This is a genomic window from Herbaspirillum camelliae (assembly GCF_001929405.1).
Classification (GTDB): Bacteria; Pseudomonadota; Gammaproteobacteria; order Burkholderiales; family Burkholderiaceae_D; genus Herbaspirillum; species Herbaspirillum seropedicae.
In genome coordinates, this window is the sequence record NZ_KV880769.1 from 5,303,910 (window position 1) to 5,321,693 (window position 17,784).

Sequence of the window (17,784 nt, forward strand, 5' to 3'; positions counted from 1 at the left end):
CAGCACCACAGCCAATTTCCAGCGCACAATCCAGTTATAACCCCCGGTTAATAACGGCTATTCCCCAGCCCTTACATCCCCCACATGAAATTGAACGACATTACCAACGCTGCCAACAAAACGCCGACAGCAACGCCATTGCATTGCCTGCCCGCACAGCCCCGCCTGTGCACACCGCAGCCCAGTTTCCCGGCGCATAAAAACGAGACACACGGAGACCAGTCAAAATGAACGCCCTCAACAGATTCTTCCGACTGGAAGAAAACGGCACCACCATCCGCACCGAACTGCTGGCCGGCCTGACCACCTTCCTGACGATGGCCTACATCATCTTCGTCAACCCCTCCATCCTCGGTGACGCCGGCATGCCCAAGGACGCCGTCTTCGTCGCCACCTGCATTGCCGCCGCCGTCGGCACCCTGATCATGGGCCTGTACGCCAACTACCCCATCGGCCTGGCGCCCGGCATGGGCTTGAACGCCTACTTCGCCTATGCCGTGGTCAAGGGCATGGGCTTCCCCTGGCAGGCCGCGCTGGGCGCGGTGCTGATCTCGGGCTGCCTGTTCCTGCTGGTGAGCGTGCTGCGGGTGCGCGAGCTCATCATCAGCAGCATCCCGCGCTCGCTGCGCACGGCTATTCCCGCCGGCATCGGCCTGTTCCTGGGGATCATATCGCTCAAGAGCGCCGGCATCATCGCCGCCAATCCCGCCACCTTCGTCACCCTGGGCGACCTGCACCAGCCGCCGGCGGTGATGGCCATCATCGGCTTCCTGGTGATCGTGGCGCTGGACCGCTTGAAGGTGCGCGGCGCGCTGCTCATCGGCATCCTGCTGGTGACGGTGCTGTCCTTCGTCTTTGGCGGCAACCACTTCTCCGGCATCTTCGCCGCCCCGCCCTCGATCGCCCCGACCCTGCTGCAACTGGATATCAAGGGCGCGCTGTCCATGGGCCTGCTCAATGTGGTGCTGGTGTTCTTCCTGGTCGAACTGTTCGACGCCACCGGCACCCTGATGGGTGTAGCCACCCGCGCCGGGCTGATGAAGGAAGGCAAGATGGAGCGCCTGAACAAGGCCCTCATGGCCGATAGCACCGCCATCGTCGCCGGCTCCCTGCTGGGCACCTCCTCCACCACGGCCTATATCGAAAGCGCCGCCGGCGTGCAGGCAGGCGGTCGCACCGGCCTGACGGCAGTGGCCATTGCCGTGCTGTTCCTGCTGTGCCTGTTCATTGCGCCGCTGGCCGGCGTGGTACCGGCCTATGCAACCGCACCGGCGCTGTTCTTCGTGGCCTGCCTGATGCTGCGCGAGCTGGTGCATATCGACTGGGAAGACACCACCGAGTGTGTACCGGCCGTGATCACGGCGCTGGTGATGCCCTTCACCTATTCCATTGCCAACGGCCTGGCGCTGGGCTTCATCAGCTATGCCGCGCTCAAGCTCCTGACCGGACGCGCCAGGGACGTGTCGGTGGTAATCTGGGTCATCGCCGCGATCTTCCTGTTCAAGCTGATCTATCTGGGCGAGTAAGACGCCCTACCGTCGGGGCGGCCCTGGGCTCAGCAACGGGCCGGCCCGTCGGGATTGTGAAAAGAGAAAACACCACCATCGTCTGCAACAATCCTGTGCGGACAATCCGTTTCCTCTTTTGACAACCCCGGCACGTTTCTTGAATGCCATCTGGCCACGGGAGACACCACAGGCAAGCCCGCTGCAGACGCACGGCCTGCCTGAAAGCAGATCCAATAATAAGAAGCACGCCCCACGATACGCCCTGGAGCGCGCCATAAAGCAGTCTGTTTTGTAGACAATTCACCAGAGTACAGCCATGTCAGAAACGCACAGTTCCATCCAGTTCTATTTCCGCGGCCAGACCCATAGCGTGGCCGGACATTCTCCTACCCGCACCGTTCTGCAGCATCTGCGCGAAGACCTGCACTGCACCGGCACCAAAGAAGGTTGCGCCGAGGGGGATTGCGGCGCTTGCACGGTGGTAGTCGGCGAACTGCAGGGCGAGCAGCTGGCGCTCAAGACCGTGAACGCCTGCATCCAGTTCCTGCCCACGCTGGACGGGCGTGCGCTCTTCACCGTGGAAGACCTCAAGCAGGCCGATGGCAGCCTGCATCCGGTGCAGCAGGCCATGGTGGAATGCCATGGCTCGCAATGCGGCTTCTGCACGCCGGGCTTCGTGATGTCGCTGTGGGGCCTGTATCTGCGGCACGAGCAGGACGGCGTGACGCCCAGCAAGCGCGAAATCGACGACGCCCTTTCCGGCAATCTCTGCCGTTGCACCGGCTATCGTCCCATCATCGATGCGGCGCGCCGCATGGGCGAATTGCCCAAGGTGGAGTTCGACCGCGAAGCCATCAAGGCGGCGCTGCGCAGCATCGATCAGCAGCAGCCGCTCGCGCTCACGCATGCCGGCCAGACCTTCCACGCGCCGCGCACGCTGGCGCAACTGGCGCAGCTGCGCGCGGACCTGCCGCAGGCGCGCATCCTGGCGGGCTCCACCGATGTGGGCCTGTGGGTGACCAAGCAGATGCGCGAGCTGGGCGATCTCCTCTACATTGGCCGTGTGGAAGAACTGCGCGCCATGCAGGTGCAGGACGAGATGCTGGAGATCGGCGCGGGCGTCTGCCTGGAAGAGGCCTATGCCGAGGCTGCCCGTCACTATCCGGAAGAACTGTCGGAACTGTGGCAGCGCTTCGCCTCGCTGCCGGTGCGCAATGCCGGCACCTTGGGCGGCAACCTCGCCAATGGCTCGCCCATCGGCGATTCCATGCCCTGGCTGATCGCGCTGGGCGCGCAGATCGTGCTCTACAGCGTGCGCGGCCAGCGCGTCATGCCGCTGGAGGATTTCTATCTGGCCTACCAGAAGTCGGCCCTGCAGGCGGATGAAGTGGTGCAGGCGGTGCGCATCCCGCTGCCACGCAAGGAGGTGCGCTTCCGCGTCTACAAGCTCTCCAAGCGGTTCGACCAGGATATCTCGGCGGTCTGCGCCGCCTTCGCCTTGCAGATGCAGGGCGATACCATCGTCCAGGCACGCATCGCCTATGGCGGCATGGCGGCCACGCCCAAGCGCGCCGCCCAGGCCGAGGCCGTGCTGCAGGGCGGCCCCTGGAGCGAAGCCCAGGCACAGGCGGCCATGGCCGCACTGGCGCAGGATTACGCGCCCCTGTCGGATATGCGCGCCAGCGCCGCCTATCGTCTGCGCACGGCGCAGAACCTGCTCTATCGCTACTGGCTGGAAACCCGCAGCGACGCGCCGCTGGCGCGCCAGGAGGTACGGGCCTTCGCCGTTGACGCGGCATGAAGCGTCCCATCAAGCGCCGTCCCAGAATCCGCAGGAGAACGCCATGAACCAACATACCGAAGCCTTCCTCGCCCCGCTGGCCCAGCCGAGCCATGACTGGGCCGCCGTGGGCAAGCCGCATCCGCACGAATCGGCGCGGCTGCACGTCACCGGCGAGGCCGTCTATACGGACGACATCCCCGAACTGCGCGGCACCCTGCATGCCGCGCTGGGCCTGTCGCAGAAAGCCCATGCCCGCTTGCGCGCCATCGACCTGGAAAAAGTGAAGGCCGCGCCGGGCGTGAAGGCCGTCTTTACCGCCGCCGATATCCCCGGCGACAATGAATGCGGCGCGATCCTCCATGATGACCCGGTGCTGGCCGACGGCCTGGTGCAATACGTGGGCCAGCCCCTGTTCATCGTGGTGGCCGACAGCCATGAACTGGCCCGCCGCGCTGCGCGCCTGGCGGTGATCGACTACGAAGAACTGCCCCCCATCCTTACCCCGCGCCAGGCCCATGCCGCGCAGTCCTATGTGCTGCCGCCCATGCACCTGTCACGCGGCGAACCGGCCATTGCACTGGCGCTGGCGCCGCACCGGCTGCGCGGGCAGTTCGATGTGGGCGGCCAGGAGCAGTTCTATCTCGAAGGCCAGATTTCCTATGCCATCCCCAAGGAGGGGCGCGGCATGCATGTGTATTGCTCCACGCAGCATCCCAGCGAGATGCAGCACCACGTGGCCACCGTGCTGGGCCTGGCCTCGCACGATGTGCTGGTGGAATGCCGGCGCATGGGCGGCGGCTTCGGCGGCAAGGAATCGCAATCGGCGCTGTGGGCCTGCGCGGCGGCGGTGGCGGCGGCGCGGTTGCAGCGTCCGGTCAAGCTTCGCGCCGATCGCGACGATGACATGATGGTCACCGGCAAGCGCCATTGCTTCGCCTATGACTACGAGATCGGCTATGACGACAATGGCCGCATCGTGGCCGCGAAGATCGAGATGATTTCGCGGGCGGGATTTTCCGCCGACCTCTCCGGCCCGGTGGCCACGCGGGCGGTCTGCCATTTCGACAATGCCTACTACCTCTCAGACGTGGACATCCAGGCCATGTGCGGCAAGACCAACACCCAGTCCAACACCGCCTTCCGCGGCTTTGGCGGGCCGCAGGGGGCGCTGGCCATCGAATACATCATCGACGATATCGCCCGCCATCTCGGACGCGATCCGCTGGAGATCCGCCGCAACAACTTCTACGGCCCCAGCGACGAGGAAGGACCGCAAGCCCGCAACGTCACCCACTACGGCCAGAAGGTCGAAGACAACATCATCCCTGCACTGGTGGACCAGCTCGAACGCAGCAGCCGCTACCAGGAGCGCCGCCAGGCCGTGGCCGCATTCAATGCCGGCAGCACGGTGCTCAAGAAAGGCCTGGCGCTCACGCCGGTGAAGTTCGGCATTTCCTTCAACGTGCCGCACCTGAACCAGGCCGGTGCGCTGGTGCATGTCTATACCGATGGCTCGGTGCTGGTCAATCACGGCGGCACCGAGATGGGACAAGGGCTCAATACCAAGGTGGCGCAAGTGGTGGCGCACACCCTGGGCGTGCCGCTGGAACGGGTGCGCTGCAGCGCCACCGACACCAGCAAGGTCGCCAACACCTCCGCCACCGCCGCCTCCACCGGCAGCGATCTGAACGGCAAGGCGGCACAGGATGCGGCCTTGCAGATCCGCACCCGGCTGGCGCAGGTCGCCGCCACACTGTTGGGCGTGGAGCCGGCGGCGGTGCGCTTTGCCGACGGACGGGTGATGGCCGGCGCGCAATCGATGGCGTTTGCAGAGGTAGTGATGAAGGCCTACCTGCAACGGGTGCAGCTCTGGTCCGACGGCTTCTATTCCACCCCCAAGGTACATTGGGACGCCAAGCGCATGCACGGCCATCCCTTCTTCTACTTCGCCTATGCGGCGGCGGTGTCGGAAGTGGTGATCGACGCCCTGACCGGCGAATGGAAGCTGTTGCAGGCCGACCTGCTCTACGACGCCGGCCAGAGCCTGAACCCGGCGCTGGACATCGGCCAGGTCGAAGGCGGCTTCATCCAGGGCATGGGCTGGCTGACCACTGAAGAACTGTGGTGGAACAAGGACGGCAAGCTGATGACGCACGCCCCCTCCACCTACAAGATTCCAGCCATCTCCGATTGCCCGGCCCGGCTGCGCACCGAGCTGTACCAGAACAGCAATGTGGCCGACACCGTCCACCGTTCCAAGGCAGTGGGCGAGCCGCCGCTGCTGTTGCCGTTCTCGGTGTTCCTGGCCATCCGCGACGCGGTCTCGGCGGTGGGCGACCATCGTGTCAATCCGCCGCTGCGCGCGCCGGCCACCAGCGAAGCCATCCTGGATGCCGTCGATGCGGTGCGGGCCGCCACGGCCTCGCGCTGATCCGGTCTACGGAGAACGATCATGAGGACATGGCTAACCGCCCTGCGCAGGATGCAGTTCAACGCCACACCGGCAGTGCTGGTGACGGTGGCGCAGATACAGGGTTCGACGCCTCGTGCGCCGGGCGCGCGCATGCTCTATACCGCCGATACCCAGTTCGACACCATCGGCGGCGGCCATCTGGAATGGCGTGCCGCGCAGATTGCCCGCGCCATACTGCAGGCCCCGGCCAGCCAGCTGGAGGGGCAGCGCCGGCTGGAGCGTATCGCACTCGGTCCCAGTCTGGGGCAGTGCTGTGGCGGCGTGGTGTTTCTCTGCTTCGAACGCATCACTGCCGATGATCAGGCGATGCGCACCTGGCAGGCGCTGGAGCAGTCGTGGTCCAGCGGAACCGACCTCTGGCGCGCCCTGCCCCTGGATCATGCTGGCGCGCAGTTGCTGATCGAAGGGAACGCTGAAGACCTGCCACCCGATGCGCACGCGCATGGCCTGCCGCCGGACACCCTGGCGCAACGGCGGCAGACCTGCCTGCTGCGCGATGCACAAGGCCGACGCTGGCTGCTGGACTGGTGCCACGCCTCCCGGCCCCAGGTGGTGCTGTTCGGCGCCGGCCATGTCGGCCAGGCCATCGTGACGGTCTTGTCCACGCTGCCCTGCCGCGTGCTGTGGGTCGATGCGCGGGAAGAGATGTTCCCGCCCGGACTGCCGCCGCAGATCCGCACCGAGGCCACCGATGTGCCCAATGCGGCGGTCGACATGGCCGATCCCGGCGCGTATTTTCTGGTGATGACCCACAGTCATGCGCTGGACCAGCAATTGAGCGAACGCATCCTCAAGCGCCAGGACGTGGCATGGTTCGGACTGATCGGCTCGCTCACCAAGCGTCGCCAGTTCGAGCACAGGCTGGCCGAGCGCGGCTTCAGCGCCGCCCAGCTGGAGCGCATCACCTGCCCCATCGGCATCGACGGCATCGATGGCAAGGAGCCGACCAGCATTGCCATCGCCGTGGTGGCGCAACTGCTGCAACTATGGGAAAAGCGCCAGGCTGCACCCGAGCCGCAACCCTCACCATCGGCCCTGGCCACACACGCTCTGGACGGCAGAGGCTGAAGGAACACCCTGCCGTCACCCTCGGAAACCCACGTCCTGACAACGACAGACGCGTTTCCACTGCGATTCTCCCCTTCCCCCGGAAAGCGCCGCCCGCCGTGCGCCTTCCAGTATGATGACCACTGAATGAACGGCCTGCGCGCCTGCGCCCGTCCGCCTTGAGGAACCGCCATGAACACAACCCTGCACGCCTACCGCGCCAGCCTGCTGTACTTCACCAATGACCCTGCCTTCGACGAGCACGCCACCCGCTGGCATAGCGATGGCCTGCTGCTGGTGCAGGACGGCAAGATCCGCGCCGCGGGCGACTATGACGAGCTGTCGGCAAACCTGCCGCCTGACGCCATCATCGAAGACCTGCGTGGCAAGATCCTCTGCCCCGGCTTCATCGACACCCACGTCCACTATCCGCAGACCGACATCATCGGCTCGCCCGCTCCCGGCCTCCTGCCCTGGCTGGAGAACTACACCTTCCCCGCAGAACGCCGCTTCCAGCAGCCTGAGCATGCCGCCGAGGTGGCCGACTTCTTCCTGGCCGAACTGCTACGCAATGGCACCACCAGCGCAGCGGTGTATTGCACCGTACACCCGCAATCGGTGGACGCCTTCTTCGCGGCCAGCCATGCCCGCAACCTGCGCATGGTGGCCGGCAAATGCCTGATGGATCGCAACGCCCCCGACTTCCTGCGCGACACGGCCGAATCGGGCGTGCGCGAGAGCGAAGCGCTGATCGGCCGCTGGCACAACAAGGGTCGTCAGCACTATGCGATCACGGTGCGATTCGCCCCCACCTCCACGCATGAACAGATGAAGCTGGCTGGTGAATTGGCCGCGCAGTATCCGGATACCTATATCCAGACCCATGTGGCCGAGAATACCGATGAAGTGAAGTGGGTCAAGGAGCTGTATCCGGATGCGCGCAGCTACCTGGATGTCTACGACGGCTACGGCCTCATGCGCCAGCGGGCGCTGTATGCCCACTGCATCTGGCTGGATGACCAGGACCGCGCCCGCATGGCCGCCACGCAATCGGCGGCCACGCTGTGCCCGACCTCCAATCTGTTCCTGGGCAGCGGCCTGTTCGACTTCGCCCGCGCCGATGCGGCGCGCCTGCCCTTGTCATTGGCCACTGACGTGGGCGGCGGCACCAGCTTCTCGATGCTGCAGACCATGAACGAGCTGTACAAGGTGGCGCGCATGGGCGGCACCTACCTGCCGGCCCAGCGCATGTTCTACCTGGCCACGCTGGGCGGCGCCCGCGCCCTGCAGCTGGAAGGCACCATCGGCAGCTTCACGCCCGGCTGCGACGCCGACTTCATCGTCCTCGATCCCCAGGCCACGCCCTTGCTGGCGCGTCGTAGCGCCACCACCGAGAGCCTGGAAGAACAACTCTTCGCGCTGGCCATCCTGGGGGATGACCGGGCTGTTGCGGCGACCTATTCGGCGGGGGTGCGGGTGCATCAGCGCTGATCGATTACACCCACGCGGCGGCATTACGTTTCTGAGCCGCTCAACGCGGCTGGTACAGATACAGGAAAGCCTCCACCGCCCGCTGTGCCGAGGCGTCCAGCTGGTCCTCGGCGATGCCGGTGACCACGTTGAGCATGCGCACTTCCATCCATTCGGCCTCGATCAGGCCGCGATACTGCATGGCGGCCAGCCAGGGATCGGCGCGGTGCAGCTTGCCCTCGTCCATCTTGGCCTTGAGGAATTCGGCAATGCGCATCCAGCCGCGCTTGGGGCCGCGCTCGTAGAGCAACGGGCCAAGATTGGACTTGCCGGCATAGTAGATTCCGAGCCGCTTGACTGCGACGATCTCCGGCCGGAACACCACCCGCAAATAATGTCGCGCCAGACGCAATAAACCGCCCTTCACATCGTCTTCATTGCGCAGGGCCATGAACAGTTCTTCAAACTGGCACCCCACCTGCTTGATCATCACCTCCACGAAGATCTCTTCCTTGGAGTTGAAATAGTTGTACAGCGTGGCCTTGGAGCCGCCGATGCGGGCTGATATCTCCGCCATGGAAGCCGCTTCGAAACCGATTTCGTTGAACACCTCAGCGGCGATGTCGATCATCGCTTGCCGGCGTTCTTCACTCTTCTTGCGCATGAATTTTCCTGTGATGCGGGCCGCACGAGCGGCCGGTTACAGATTATAGGCGGAGTTACCACCCAAAGCCGCCAGATTCACCTCAAATGCAGGCAAAAAACCTGTGTTGGCGCTTTGCCGCATAAAGACGAGCAATTTCTCGCAACTGCCTTGACTATTCATAAAACCAAATACTATACTGAACTGTACGGTTATGAAAGACGGCGATTCTGCTTTATTAGTTCACCTCACACTCCACCATCATGAATAACAATTCATCAACCCTGGACCTGCCGATACTGCCGCCCCAGCGCCCCGGCCGCGCCTGGCCGCGCGCGGTGTCGGTCTCGGCAGCCGTGCTGGCCGCCACGCTCATGGCTGGCTGCGCCTCCTTCACCGACCTCGGCGAGCGCGCCCAGCCCAAGCCGATCGACCAGTACCAGAGCCAGCAAAGCCTGGCCGCCAGCGCCGTGCAGGCCGCCTGGCCGAGCGACCAATGGTGGCGGGTCTATGGTGATGCCCAGTTGAACGCCCTCATCGATGAAGCCCTGCAAAGCGCGCCCTCCATGGCGGTAGCCAAGGCGCGTCTGATGAAGGCTGAGGGTGCGGCCCAGCAGCAAGGCGCGGCGCTCTATCCGCAAGTGAGCGCCAACGCCTCGCTGGACCGGATGAAGCAGTCCTATAACAATGGCACGCCGCCTGCCTTCGTCCCCAAGGACTACAACAATGCCACCCGCGCCACCCTGGACTTCAGCTACGAGATCGACTTCTGGGGCAAGAACCGCGCAGCGCTGGCCGCCGCCACCTCGGAACTGGAAGCCAGCCGCGCCGACGCCGCCCAGGCCCGCATCACGCTGGCCACCTCGATCGCCACGGCCTATGCCGAGCTGGCCCAGCTCTACGCCCAGCGCGATACCAACGAAGCCGCCCTCAAGGTGCGAGTGGAAAGCCTGGATCTGTTCAACCAGCGCTTCACCAACGGTCTGGAAACGCGCGGTTCGGTCAAGCAGATGGAAGCGCGCCGCGCCATCGCCCAGGCCGACCTGAAAGCCACCGACGAATCCATCGGCCTGCAACGCAACAAGCTGGCCGCCCTGCTGGGCGCGGGTCCGGATCGGGGACTGCAGCTGACGCGCCCGCAGATCGACCTGTCCCGCCCCTTCGCCCTGCCGGCGCAATTGCCGGTGGAACTGCTGGGCCGCCGCCCCGACATCGTCGCCGCGCGCCTGCGCGCCGAGGCGGCTGGCAAGCAGATCAAGGTGGCGCGCGCGGCCTTCTATCCCAACGTCAACCTGACGGCCTATTTCGGCTTCCAGTCGCTGGGCATCGACATGCTCACCCGTGCTGGCTCCGATATCGGCAGCATCGGCCCGGCCATCTCGCTGCCGATCTTCAATGGCGGTCGTCTGCGTGGGCAGTTCCGCTCGGCCAGCGCCAGCTATGACGAGGCCGTGGCCAACTATGACCAGGCCGTCACCCAGGCGCTGCAGGACGTGGCCGACGTCGGCGTGAGCGAAAAAGCCCTGGCCGGCCGCCTGGCCGACGTGCAAGCCGCAGCGGACGCCGCCGAAGAGACCTATCGCATCGTCAGCAACCGCTACAACGGCGGCCTGGCCACCTACCTCGACGTACTCAATGCGCAGGACACGCTCATCAGCAACCTGCGCCAGCTTTCCGATCTGCGCTCGCGCATGTTCACCCTGGATGTGGCGCTGGTGCGCGCCCTGGGTGGCGGCTACCGCGCCGCCGACGACAGCAGCAGCCAGAACAGCGCCAACGCGCCCCTCCACGACACGCAAGCAAAAGGTTGACCATCATGTCCCACAGCGATTCCCAAGCCGCCCACACCCTGGCCGAAGAGGCCAAGCAACGCAATGAAGCCGCCAGCGTCGCTGCGGCTGCGCAAAAGCGCAAGAAGCTCTTTTCCCTCTTTGGTGGTGTGGTCGCCATTGCCGCCATCGGCTATGGCGCCTACTGGTACCTGATCGGCTCGCGCTACGTGGAGACCGACAATGCCTACACCGCCACCGAGATCGCCACCGTCACCCCGGCCATCAATGGCATCGTGGCCGCCGTCGATGTGGTCGATACCCAGGCCGTCAAGAAGGGCGACGTACTGGTGCGCATCGACGACGCCGATGCCCGCCTGGCGGTGGACCAGGCCGCTGCCGACCTGGATCGCACCGAACGCAAGGTCAAGAGCTTCTTCGCCAACGATGCCGGACTGGCAGCCCAGGTGCTGGCGCGCGAAGCCGAGCAGAAGCGCGCCAGCGCCCAGTTGCTGTCGGCCCAGGCCGACCTCAAGCGCGCAGAGATCGACCTGCAGCGCCGCGAAGCGCTGGCCAAGTCGGGCTCGGTCTCCGGCGAAGAACTGAGCAACGCCCGCACCGCGCTGTTGACGGCCCAGGCCAACCTGAAGGCGGCCGAAGCGGCAGAAGTACAATCGCGCGCCAACATCAAGGCTACCCAGGGCGCGCAGAAGGCCAGCACCGTACTGACCGCCAACACCACCGTGGAGGACAACCCGGAAGTGGTGCTGGCCCGCGCCAAGCTGGAACAGGCCAAGCTGGACCTGGAACGCACGGTGCTGCGCGCCCCGGTCGATGGCGTCATCGCCCGCCGCCAGGTGCAGGTCGGCCAGCGCGTGCAGAGCGGCGCCACCCTGCTGTCGGTAGTGCCGCTGCAGCAGATGCACGTGGACGCCAATTTCAAGGAAGGCCAACTGACCAAGGTGCGCATCGGCCAGCCAGTGACCATGAAGGCGGACCTCTATGGCGGTTCGGTGCAATACCACGGCGTGGTCACCGGCCTGTCCGGCGGCACTGGATCGGCCTTTGCGGTGATCCCGGCGCAGAACGCCACCGGCAATTGGATCAAGGTGGTGCAGCGCCTGCCGGTGCGCATCTCGCTGGACCCCAAGGAACTGGCGCAACGTCCGCTGTCGGTGGGGCTGTCGATGGTAGTGGAGATCGATACGCGCGGCCAGATCCAGGCCGGTGACGCCCAGCCCAAGAGCGCCCGCCACGACGGCGCTCAGGCTGCCGCGCTGTAAGCCAGGCCCACGCTCCATCAGAAGAGGTTTCCCATGTCATCCACACTGAGCGCTGACGCTGGCGGCCTGCCCGCCCCGGCGCCGCAACCAGCGCCATTCGAAGCACCCTTGAGCGGCGGCCAGCTGGTCGGCGCCGGCATCCTGCTGGCGGCAGCCAACTTCATCGCCGTGCTCGACACCACCATCGCCAACGTCTCGGTCTCCACCATTGCCGGGGCGCTGGGGGCTTCCACCAGCCAGGGCACCTACGTCATCACCTCCTATGCCGTGGCCGAGGCCATCACGGTGCCCTTGACCGGCTGGCTGGCCAACCGCTTCGGCACGGTGCGGGTGTTCATCCTGTCGATGGTGATGTTCGGGCTGTTCTCGGCGCTGTGCGGCATGGCCAATTCGCTGGGCATGCTGATTGCCTTCCGGGTCCTGCAGGGCCTGGCCGGCGGTCCCCTGATGCCGCTCTCGCAGACGCTGCTGCTGCGCATCTTCCCCAAGGAAAAAGCACCGGCCGCCGTGGGCCTGTGGGCCATGACCACGCTGGTGGCGCCCATTGCCGGCCCGATCCTGGGCGGGGTGCTGTGCGACCAGTACAGCTGGCCCTACATCTTCTGGATCAATGTGCCGGTGGCGCTGATCTGTGGCTATATCGGCTGGCGCATGCTCAAGCGGTATGAAACCAAGATGTCCAAGCTGCCCATCGACCGGGTCGGCCTGATCCTGATGGTGGTCTGGGTGGCCGCGCTGCAGTTGATGCTCGATGAAGGCAAGGAAAAGGACTGGTTCGCCTCCACCGAGATCGTGCTGCTGGCGGTGACGGCCGTGGTGTTCTTCGTCGCCTTCCTGATCTGGGAGCTGACCGAGCGCAATCCCATCGTCGATCTGCGGGTATTCCGCCACCGCGGCTTCACCGCCAGCGTGACCACCATCTGCCTGGCCTTCGGCGCCTTCTTCGGCTCGGTGGTGTTGACGCCGCTCTGGCTGCAGGGCTACATGGGCTATACCGCCACCTGGTCGGGCTGCATCTCGGCGTTGACCGGCATCCTGGCCGTGATGACTGCCCCGATGGTGGCCAAGATGTCCACCACCATCGATGCCCGCAAGCTGGTCTGCATCGGCGTGACCTGGCTGGGCTTCATCACCTTCCTGCGGGCCTTCAACACGACCGACATGTCCTTCTTCCAGATCGGCTGGCCGTTGTTCCTGCAGGGCATCGGGCTGCCGCTGTTCTTCGTGCCGCTGACCGGGCTGGCCCTGTCCAGCGTGAACGAGGACGAAACCGCCTCGGCGGCGGGCCTCATGAGTTTCTGCCGCACCATGGCCGGCGCCATTGCCACCTCCATCGTCAACACTAGTTGGGAAAACGATGCCACCTACTTCCACGCCGAGTTGTCCGGCCTGGTCGATCGCGGTGGCGATGCCGTCAATACCATGATGGCCTCGGGCATGAGCGCCGAACAGGCCACCGCCTCGCTGGCGCAGACGGTCCAGAACCAGGCCGTGATGCTGTCGACCAATCACATCTTCATGATGGCGGCGGTGTCGTTCTCGCTGGCGGCCCTGGCCGTATGGCTGGCCCCCAAGCCGAACCGGGTGGCTGACACCTCGGCGGCGCACTGAACCAGGCTGGCCCTTACCGTTCCCCTACAGTCCGTCCTCCCCCTGCGGACTGGGCAGGCGACCGCTCCCGTGGCCGCCTGTTTTTTTTGCCTGCCAAGCGTAGCGCCACTGTGTTGGCCTGTGCTGGCCTGCACTGACAAACTGCATCGGCGAACAAGATCGGTACGGCCTTCGACCGAATTCGACCCGCAGCCTGGGGCCAGGCTTGGCTGCACCCGCCCAATGCGCGTACAATCCTCGCTCGAGCATGCGGACCACGGTCCGCATTTTTGATTTATGGTGCCCCGCCTGCCGGGACGCCAGGCAGACTTCCCGCCGCCAGCCAGGGCCGGGACGCGGATCGATGATCCGCCCTCCGGACCAGCACGCGCGGCCTCGCATCCCCGAACTTGCAAGACGCGATCCACGCATCGCCATGAGTGACCAATGACCAAAGACCTTGCCGCCCATACTCCGATGATGCAGCAGTATCTACGCATCAAAGCGGACCACCCCAACACGCTGGTGTTCTACCGCATGGGCGATTTCTATGAACTGTTCTTCGAAGACGCCGAGAAGGCCTCGCGCCTGATGGGCGTCACGCTCACCCAGCGCGGTTCCTCCAACGGCAATCCGATCAAGATGGCCGGCGTGCCCTTCCACTCGGTGGAGCAATACCTGGCGCGCCTGATCAAGCTGGGCGAATCGGTGGCCATCTGCGAGCAGATCGGCGACCCCGCCACCAGCAAGGGGCCGGTGGAGCGCAAGGTGGTGCGGGTAGTCACGCCGGGCACGCTGACCGATTCCGACCTGCTGCCGGAAAAGGCCGAGCGTTGCCTGCTGGCCATGCAACTGGTGCCGTCGAAGTCGCGCAAGCAGATGCAGGTGGGACTGTCCTGGCTGTCCATGGCCAGCGGTGCGCTGAAGATGATGGAATTCACGGTCGAGGCGGCGCTGCTGGATGGCCGCGTGAAGCAGGAACTGGAGCGCATCTCGGCGGCCGAGGTGCTGGTGGCCGACGGCCAGCTGGAATTGTGCGAACCGCTTTTGCCCAACCGCGCCGTGACCGTGCCGGACTGGCATTTCGACCAGCCCAGCAGTGAAAAGGCCCTGCTCGACCAGTTGGGCGTGGCCACCCTGCACGGCTTTGGCGCCGACGGCCTGGGACCGGCCATCTGCGCAGCCGGCGCCCTGCTGCGCTATGCGCAATCGACCCAGGGACGCGGCCTGCAGCACGTGCGCACCCTGACGGTCGAATCCGAGAACGAATTCATCGGCCTGGACGCCGCCACCCGCCGCAACCTGGAGCTGACCGAGACCATCCGCTCGCAGGACGCCAATGCGCTGGCTCCCACCCTCTTCTCCACGCTGGACCATTGCCGCACCGCCATGGGCTCGCGCCTGCTGCGCCACTGGCTGCACCACGCGCTGCGCGACCAGCAGGTGGCGCGCGCCCGTCATGCCGCCATCAACGCCCTGATGCGCACCGATGCCTGCTCGGGCCTGTCGGCCACGCTGGCGGCGGTGCCGGATATCGAACGCATCACCACCCGCATCGCCCTGCTGTCGGCGCGTCCGCGCGACCTGGCGGGCCTGCGCGCCGGCCTGCAGCAACTGGGCTCGCTGCGCGCCTACGTGGAGATGTGCGGGCGCGACGCCGACGCAGCGCTGCTGACGCAGCTGCACGACGACCTGGCCACGCCCGTGGAATGCCTGGACCTGCTGGAACGCGCCATCATGCTGGAACCGGCGGCGATGGTGCGCGACGGCGGCGTGATCGCGCGCGGCTTCGACGCCGAGCTCGACGAACTGCGCGGCCTGTCCGAGAACGCCGGCCAGTACCTGCTGGACCTGGAAGCGCGCGAACGCGAGCGCACCGGCATCGCCAACCTGCGGGTGGAATACAACAAGGTGCATGGCTTCTATATCGAGGTCACGCACGGCCAGACCGACAAGGTGCCGGAAGATTACCGCCGCCGCCAGACCCTCAAGAATGCCGAGCGCTACATCATCCCCGAGCTCAAGGCCTTCGAGGACAAGGCGCTGTCGGCCCAGGAGCGCTCGCTGTCGCGCGAGAAGTTCCTCTATGAACAGCTGCTGGGCGACATGGGCGCGCACATCGTGCGCCTGCAAGCCATCGCCCATGCACTAGCCCAGCTCGACACCCTGGTGGCGCTGGCCGACCACGCCGTACGCAACAACTGGTGCGCGCCGCAACTGGTCGATGAACCCTGCATCCAGATCGAACAGGGTCGCCACCCGGTGGTGGAAAACCAGATCGAGCGTTTCATCGCCAACGATTGCCAGTTGGCCGCCGAGCGCCGCCTGCTGCTCATCACCGGCCCCAACATGGGGGGTAAATCGACCTTCATGCGCCAGGTGGCGCTGATCACGCTGCTAGCCTATGTGGGCAGCTTCGTGCCGGCCACCAGCGCCGTGATCGGCCCGGTGGATCGCATCTTCACCCGCATCGGCGCGGCCGACGACCTGGCCGGCGGGCGCTCGACCTTCATGGTGGAGATGACCGAATCGGCCGCCATCCTCAACAATGCCACCGAGCAGTCGCTGGTGCTGATGGATGAGGTCGGGCGCGGCACCTCCACCTTCGACGGGCTGGCGCTGGCCTGGGCGATTGCCAAGCATCTGATCGACGTCACGCGCAGCTTCACGCTCTTTGCCACCCACTACTTCGAACTGACGCAGTTGCCCGAGATCCATCCTACGGCGGCCAATGTGCATCTCTCAGCGGTGGAGCACAAGGACAGCATCGTCTTCCTGCACGCCGTGCAGAGCGGCCCGGCCTCGCAGAGCTATGGCCTGCAGGTGGCGCAGCTGGCGGGCGTACCGGCGCCAGTCATCCGCGCCGCGCGCAAGCATCTCTCGGCGCTGGAAAGCCAGTCCATGCAAGCCACGCCGCAGTTCGACCTGTTCAGCGCCCCGGCATTCGCAACACCCGGGACACAGGATGACACGGACCCAGGCGATGAACGCAGCGCGCCCGCTGCGGTCGAACCCGATCCGCTGGCGCAGGCGCTGCTGCAGACGCTGGCGCAGATCGACCCCGATGCGCTTACACCACGCCAGGCGCTGGAGGCCTTGTATCAGTTGAAGGCCTTGCAGCCGCCGCAGTGAAGCGCAAGCCGTCGACCCGACTCTTTTCCAGGAAACCCGCATGAGCTTACGCCGTCTCCTGCCTCGCACCCTGCTGGCCTGTGCCTTGTTGGCGGCGGGTGCGGCGGTGGCGGCGCCGCTGGATTTTTCCTTCGGCGTCATCAATCATGCCGCCGCCGGCGGCAAGAGCGAGCAAACGCTGCGCCAGGCGCTGGCCGAGACCGATGCGGACAATCTGGCCTTCGTCGTCGTCAACGGCATCAAGTCGCCCTCGGAAAGCTGCGACGATACGCTCTACAACGCCCGCCACGAGCTGCTCTCGCAGGCCCAGAACGGCGTCTTCCTGTCCTTGGCCGGCAGTGACTGGATCACCTGCCGCGACCGTGAAAACCGCTCGGACGCGATCGAACGGCTGGCGCGCATGCGCGAGATCTTCTATTCCGGCGAATTCTCCCTGGGGGCGACACGTCTGCCGATGCTGCGGCAATCGCTCACCCCCAAGTTCCGCAGCTATGCCGAGAATACCCGCTGGGAAGTGGGCAACGTGATCTTTGCCACGGTCAACCTGCCGGCGGGCAATAACCACTTCCTGCTCGATGGCGGACGCAACAATGAATTCGAAGACCGGCTCATCGCCAACCGCAACTGGCTGCAACACCTGTTTGCCTTCGCCGCGCTGAAGAAAAGCGCCGCCATCGTCTTCTTCAGCGATGGCAATCCCTTCGGTCCGCCGCCAAAACGCTCCTTCTTCCGCACCCAGCGCGACGGTTTTGCGGAGACGCGACGACTGTTTTCCGACCTGTCGGGCAACTTTGCCGGGCGTGTCCTGGTGGTCCATGGCCAGTCGCCCAAGCCGAAGACGCCCAGCCATATCCTCTGGACGGGCAAGCTAGGCAATGTCGCCGTGGGCGAGCGCTGGCTCAAGATCGTGGTGGACGACCACCTGCCACAACTGTTTGCCGTGGCGGATGCGGACGGTGAGCGGCGTTGATTCAAATTGATTCAAATTGAGCCAGGTTGGACCAAGTTGAGCTAGACCACCCGAACCCTGGTACCAAACAAAAACGCCCGCCGGATGACCCGGCGGGCGTTGTTGCTTATCTTGCT

At 65.4% G+C, this 17,784-nt stretch carries 11 protein-coding genes; 10 read left to right on the forward strand and 1 reads right to left on the reverse strand.

Annotated elements, in window-relative coordinates; all coding sequences use genetic code 11:
• Nucleotides 1-227 precede the first annotated feature (227 nt).
• The 5 genes from BGK68_RS23765 to guaD all read left to right on the forward strand — a co-directional run bounded on the left by BGK68_RS23765 (nt 228) and on the right by guaD (nt 8,302).
• A complete protein-coding gene (locus BGK68_RS23765; RefSeq protein WP_075259102.1) occupies nt 228-1,526 on the forward strand; it encodes an NCS2 family permease in 1,299 nt (432 codons plus the stop codon).
• Nucleotides 1,527-1,824: 298 nt separating this feature from the next.
• Nucleotides 1,825-3,309, forward strand: coding sequence for a xanthine dehydrogenase small subunit (xdhA, locus tag BGK68_RS23770; RefSeq protein WP_075259103.1), 1,485 nt, complete (start codon nt 1,825-1,827; stop codon nt 3,307-3,309).
• Between the two features lie 43 nt (nt 3,310-3,352).
• Nucleotides 3,353-5,722 carry a xanthine dehydrogenase molybdopterin binding subunit gene (gene xdhB, locus BGK68_RS23775; protein WP_075259104.1) on the forward strand — a complete coding sequence of 790 codons (2,370 nt, stop codon included), beginning with the start codon at nt 3,353-3,355 and terminating at the stop codon, nt 5,720-5,722.
• 21 nt (nt 5,723-5,743) lie between these two features.
• Complete coding sequence (gene xdhC, locus BGK68_RS23780) at nt 5,744-6,832, forward strand: xanthine dehydrogenase accessory protein XdhC (RefSeq protein WP_075259105.1); 1,089 nt, start codon at nt 5,744-5,746, stop codon at nt 6,830-6,832.
• Nucleotides 6,833-7,003: 171 nt separating this feature from the next.
• Nucleotides 7,004-8,302, forward strand: coding sequence for a guanine deaminase (gene guaD, locus BGK68_RS23785; RefSeq protein WP_075259106.1), 1,299 nt, complete (start codon nt 7,004-7,006; stop codon nt 8,300-8,302).
• Nucleotides 8,303-8,342: 40 nt separating this feature from the next.
• Here the strand turns inward: guaD and BGK68_RS23790 are convergent, their stop codons facing one another.
• Complete coding sequence (locus BGK68_RS23790; RefSeq protein WP_075259107.1) at nt 8,343-8,945, reverse strand: TetR/AcrR family transcriptional regulator; 603 nt, start codon at nt 8,943-8,945, stop codon at nt 8,343-8,345.
• Between the two features lie 242 nt (nt 8,946-9,187).
• Between BGK68_RS23790 and BGK68_RS23795 the strand changes: the two genes are divergently transcribed.
• The 5 genes from BGK68_RS23795 (at nt 9,188) to BGK68_RS23815 (ending at nt 17,668) form a co-directional block, all read left to right on the forward strand.
• The gene (locus BGK68_RS23795; protein ID WP_143433153.1) at nt 9,188-10,735 is read left to right on the forward strand and encodes an efflux transporter outer membrane subunit; all 1,548 of its coding nucleotides are present in this window, start codon (nt 9,188-9,190) and stop codon (nt 10,733-10,735) included.
• A gap of 5 nt (nt 10,736-10,740) precedes the next feature.
• On the forward strand, nt 10,741-11,976 hold the full coding sequence (locus BGK68_RS23800) for an HlyD family efflux transporter periplasmic adaptor subunit (protein WP_198937247.1): 1,236 nt from the start codon (nt 10,741-10,743) through the stop codon (nt 11,974-11,976).
• A gap of 33 nt (nt 11,977-12,009) precedes the next feature.
• Entirely contained in the window at nt 12,010-13,587 is a 1,578-nt protein-coding gene (locus tag BGK68_RS23805) for a DHA2 family efflux MFS transporter permease subunit (RefSeq protein ID WP_198937248.1), read from the forward strand.
• 426 nt (nt 13,588-14,013) lie between these two features.
• On the forward strand, nt 14,014-16,698 hold the full coding sequence (gene mutS / locus BGK68_RS23810) for a DNA mismatch repair protein MutS (RefSeq protein WP_075259109.1): 2,685 nt from the start codon (nt 14,014-14,016) through the stop codon (nt 16,696-16,698).
• Nucleotides 16,699-16,738: 40 nt separating this feature from the next.
• Nucleotides 16,739-17,668 carry a hypothetical protein gene (locus BGK68_RS23815; protein WP_075259110.1) on the forward strand — a complete coding sequence of 310 codons (930 nt, stop codon included), beginning with the start codon at nt 16,739-16,741 and terminating at the stop codon, nt 17,666-17,668.
• The last annotated feature ends 116 nt before the right edge of the window (nt 17,669-17,784 follow it).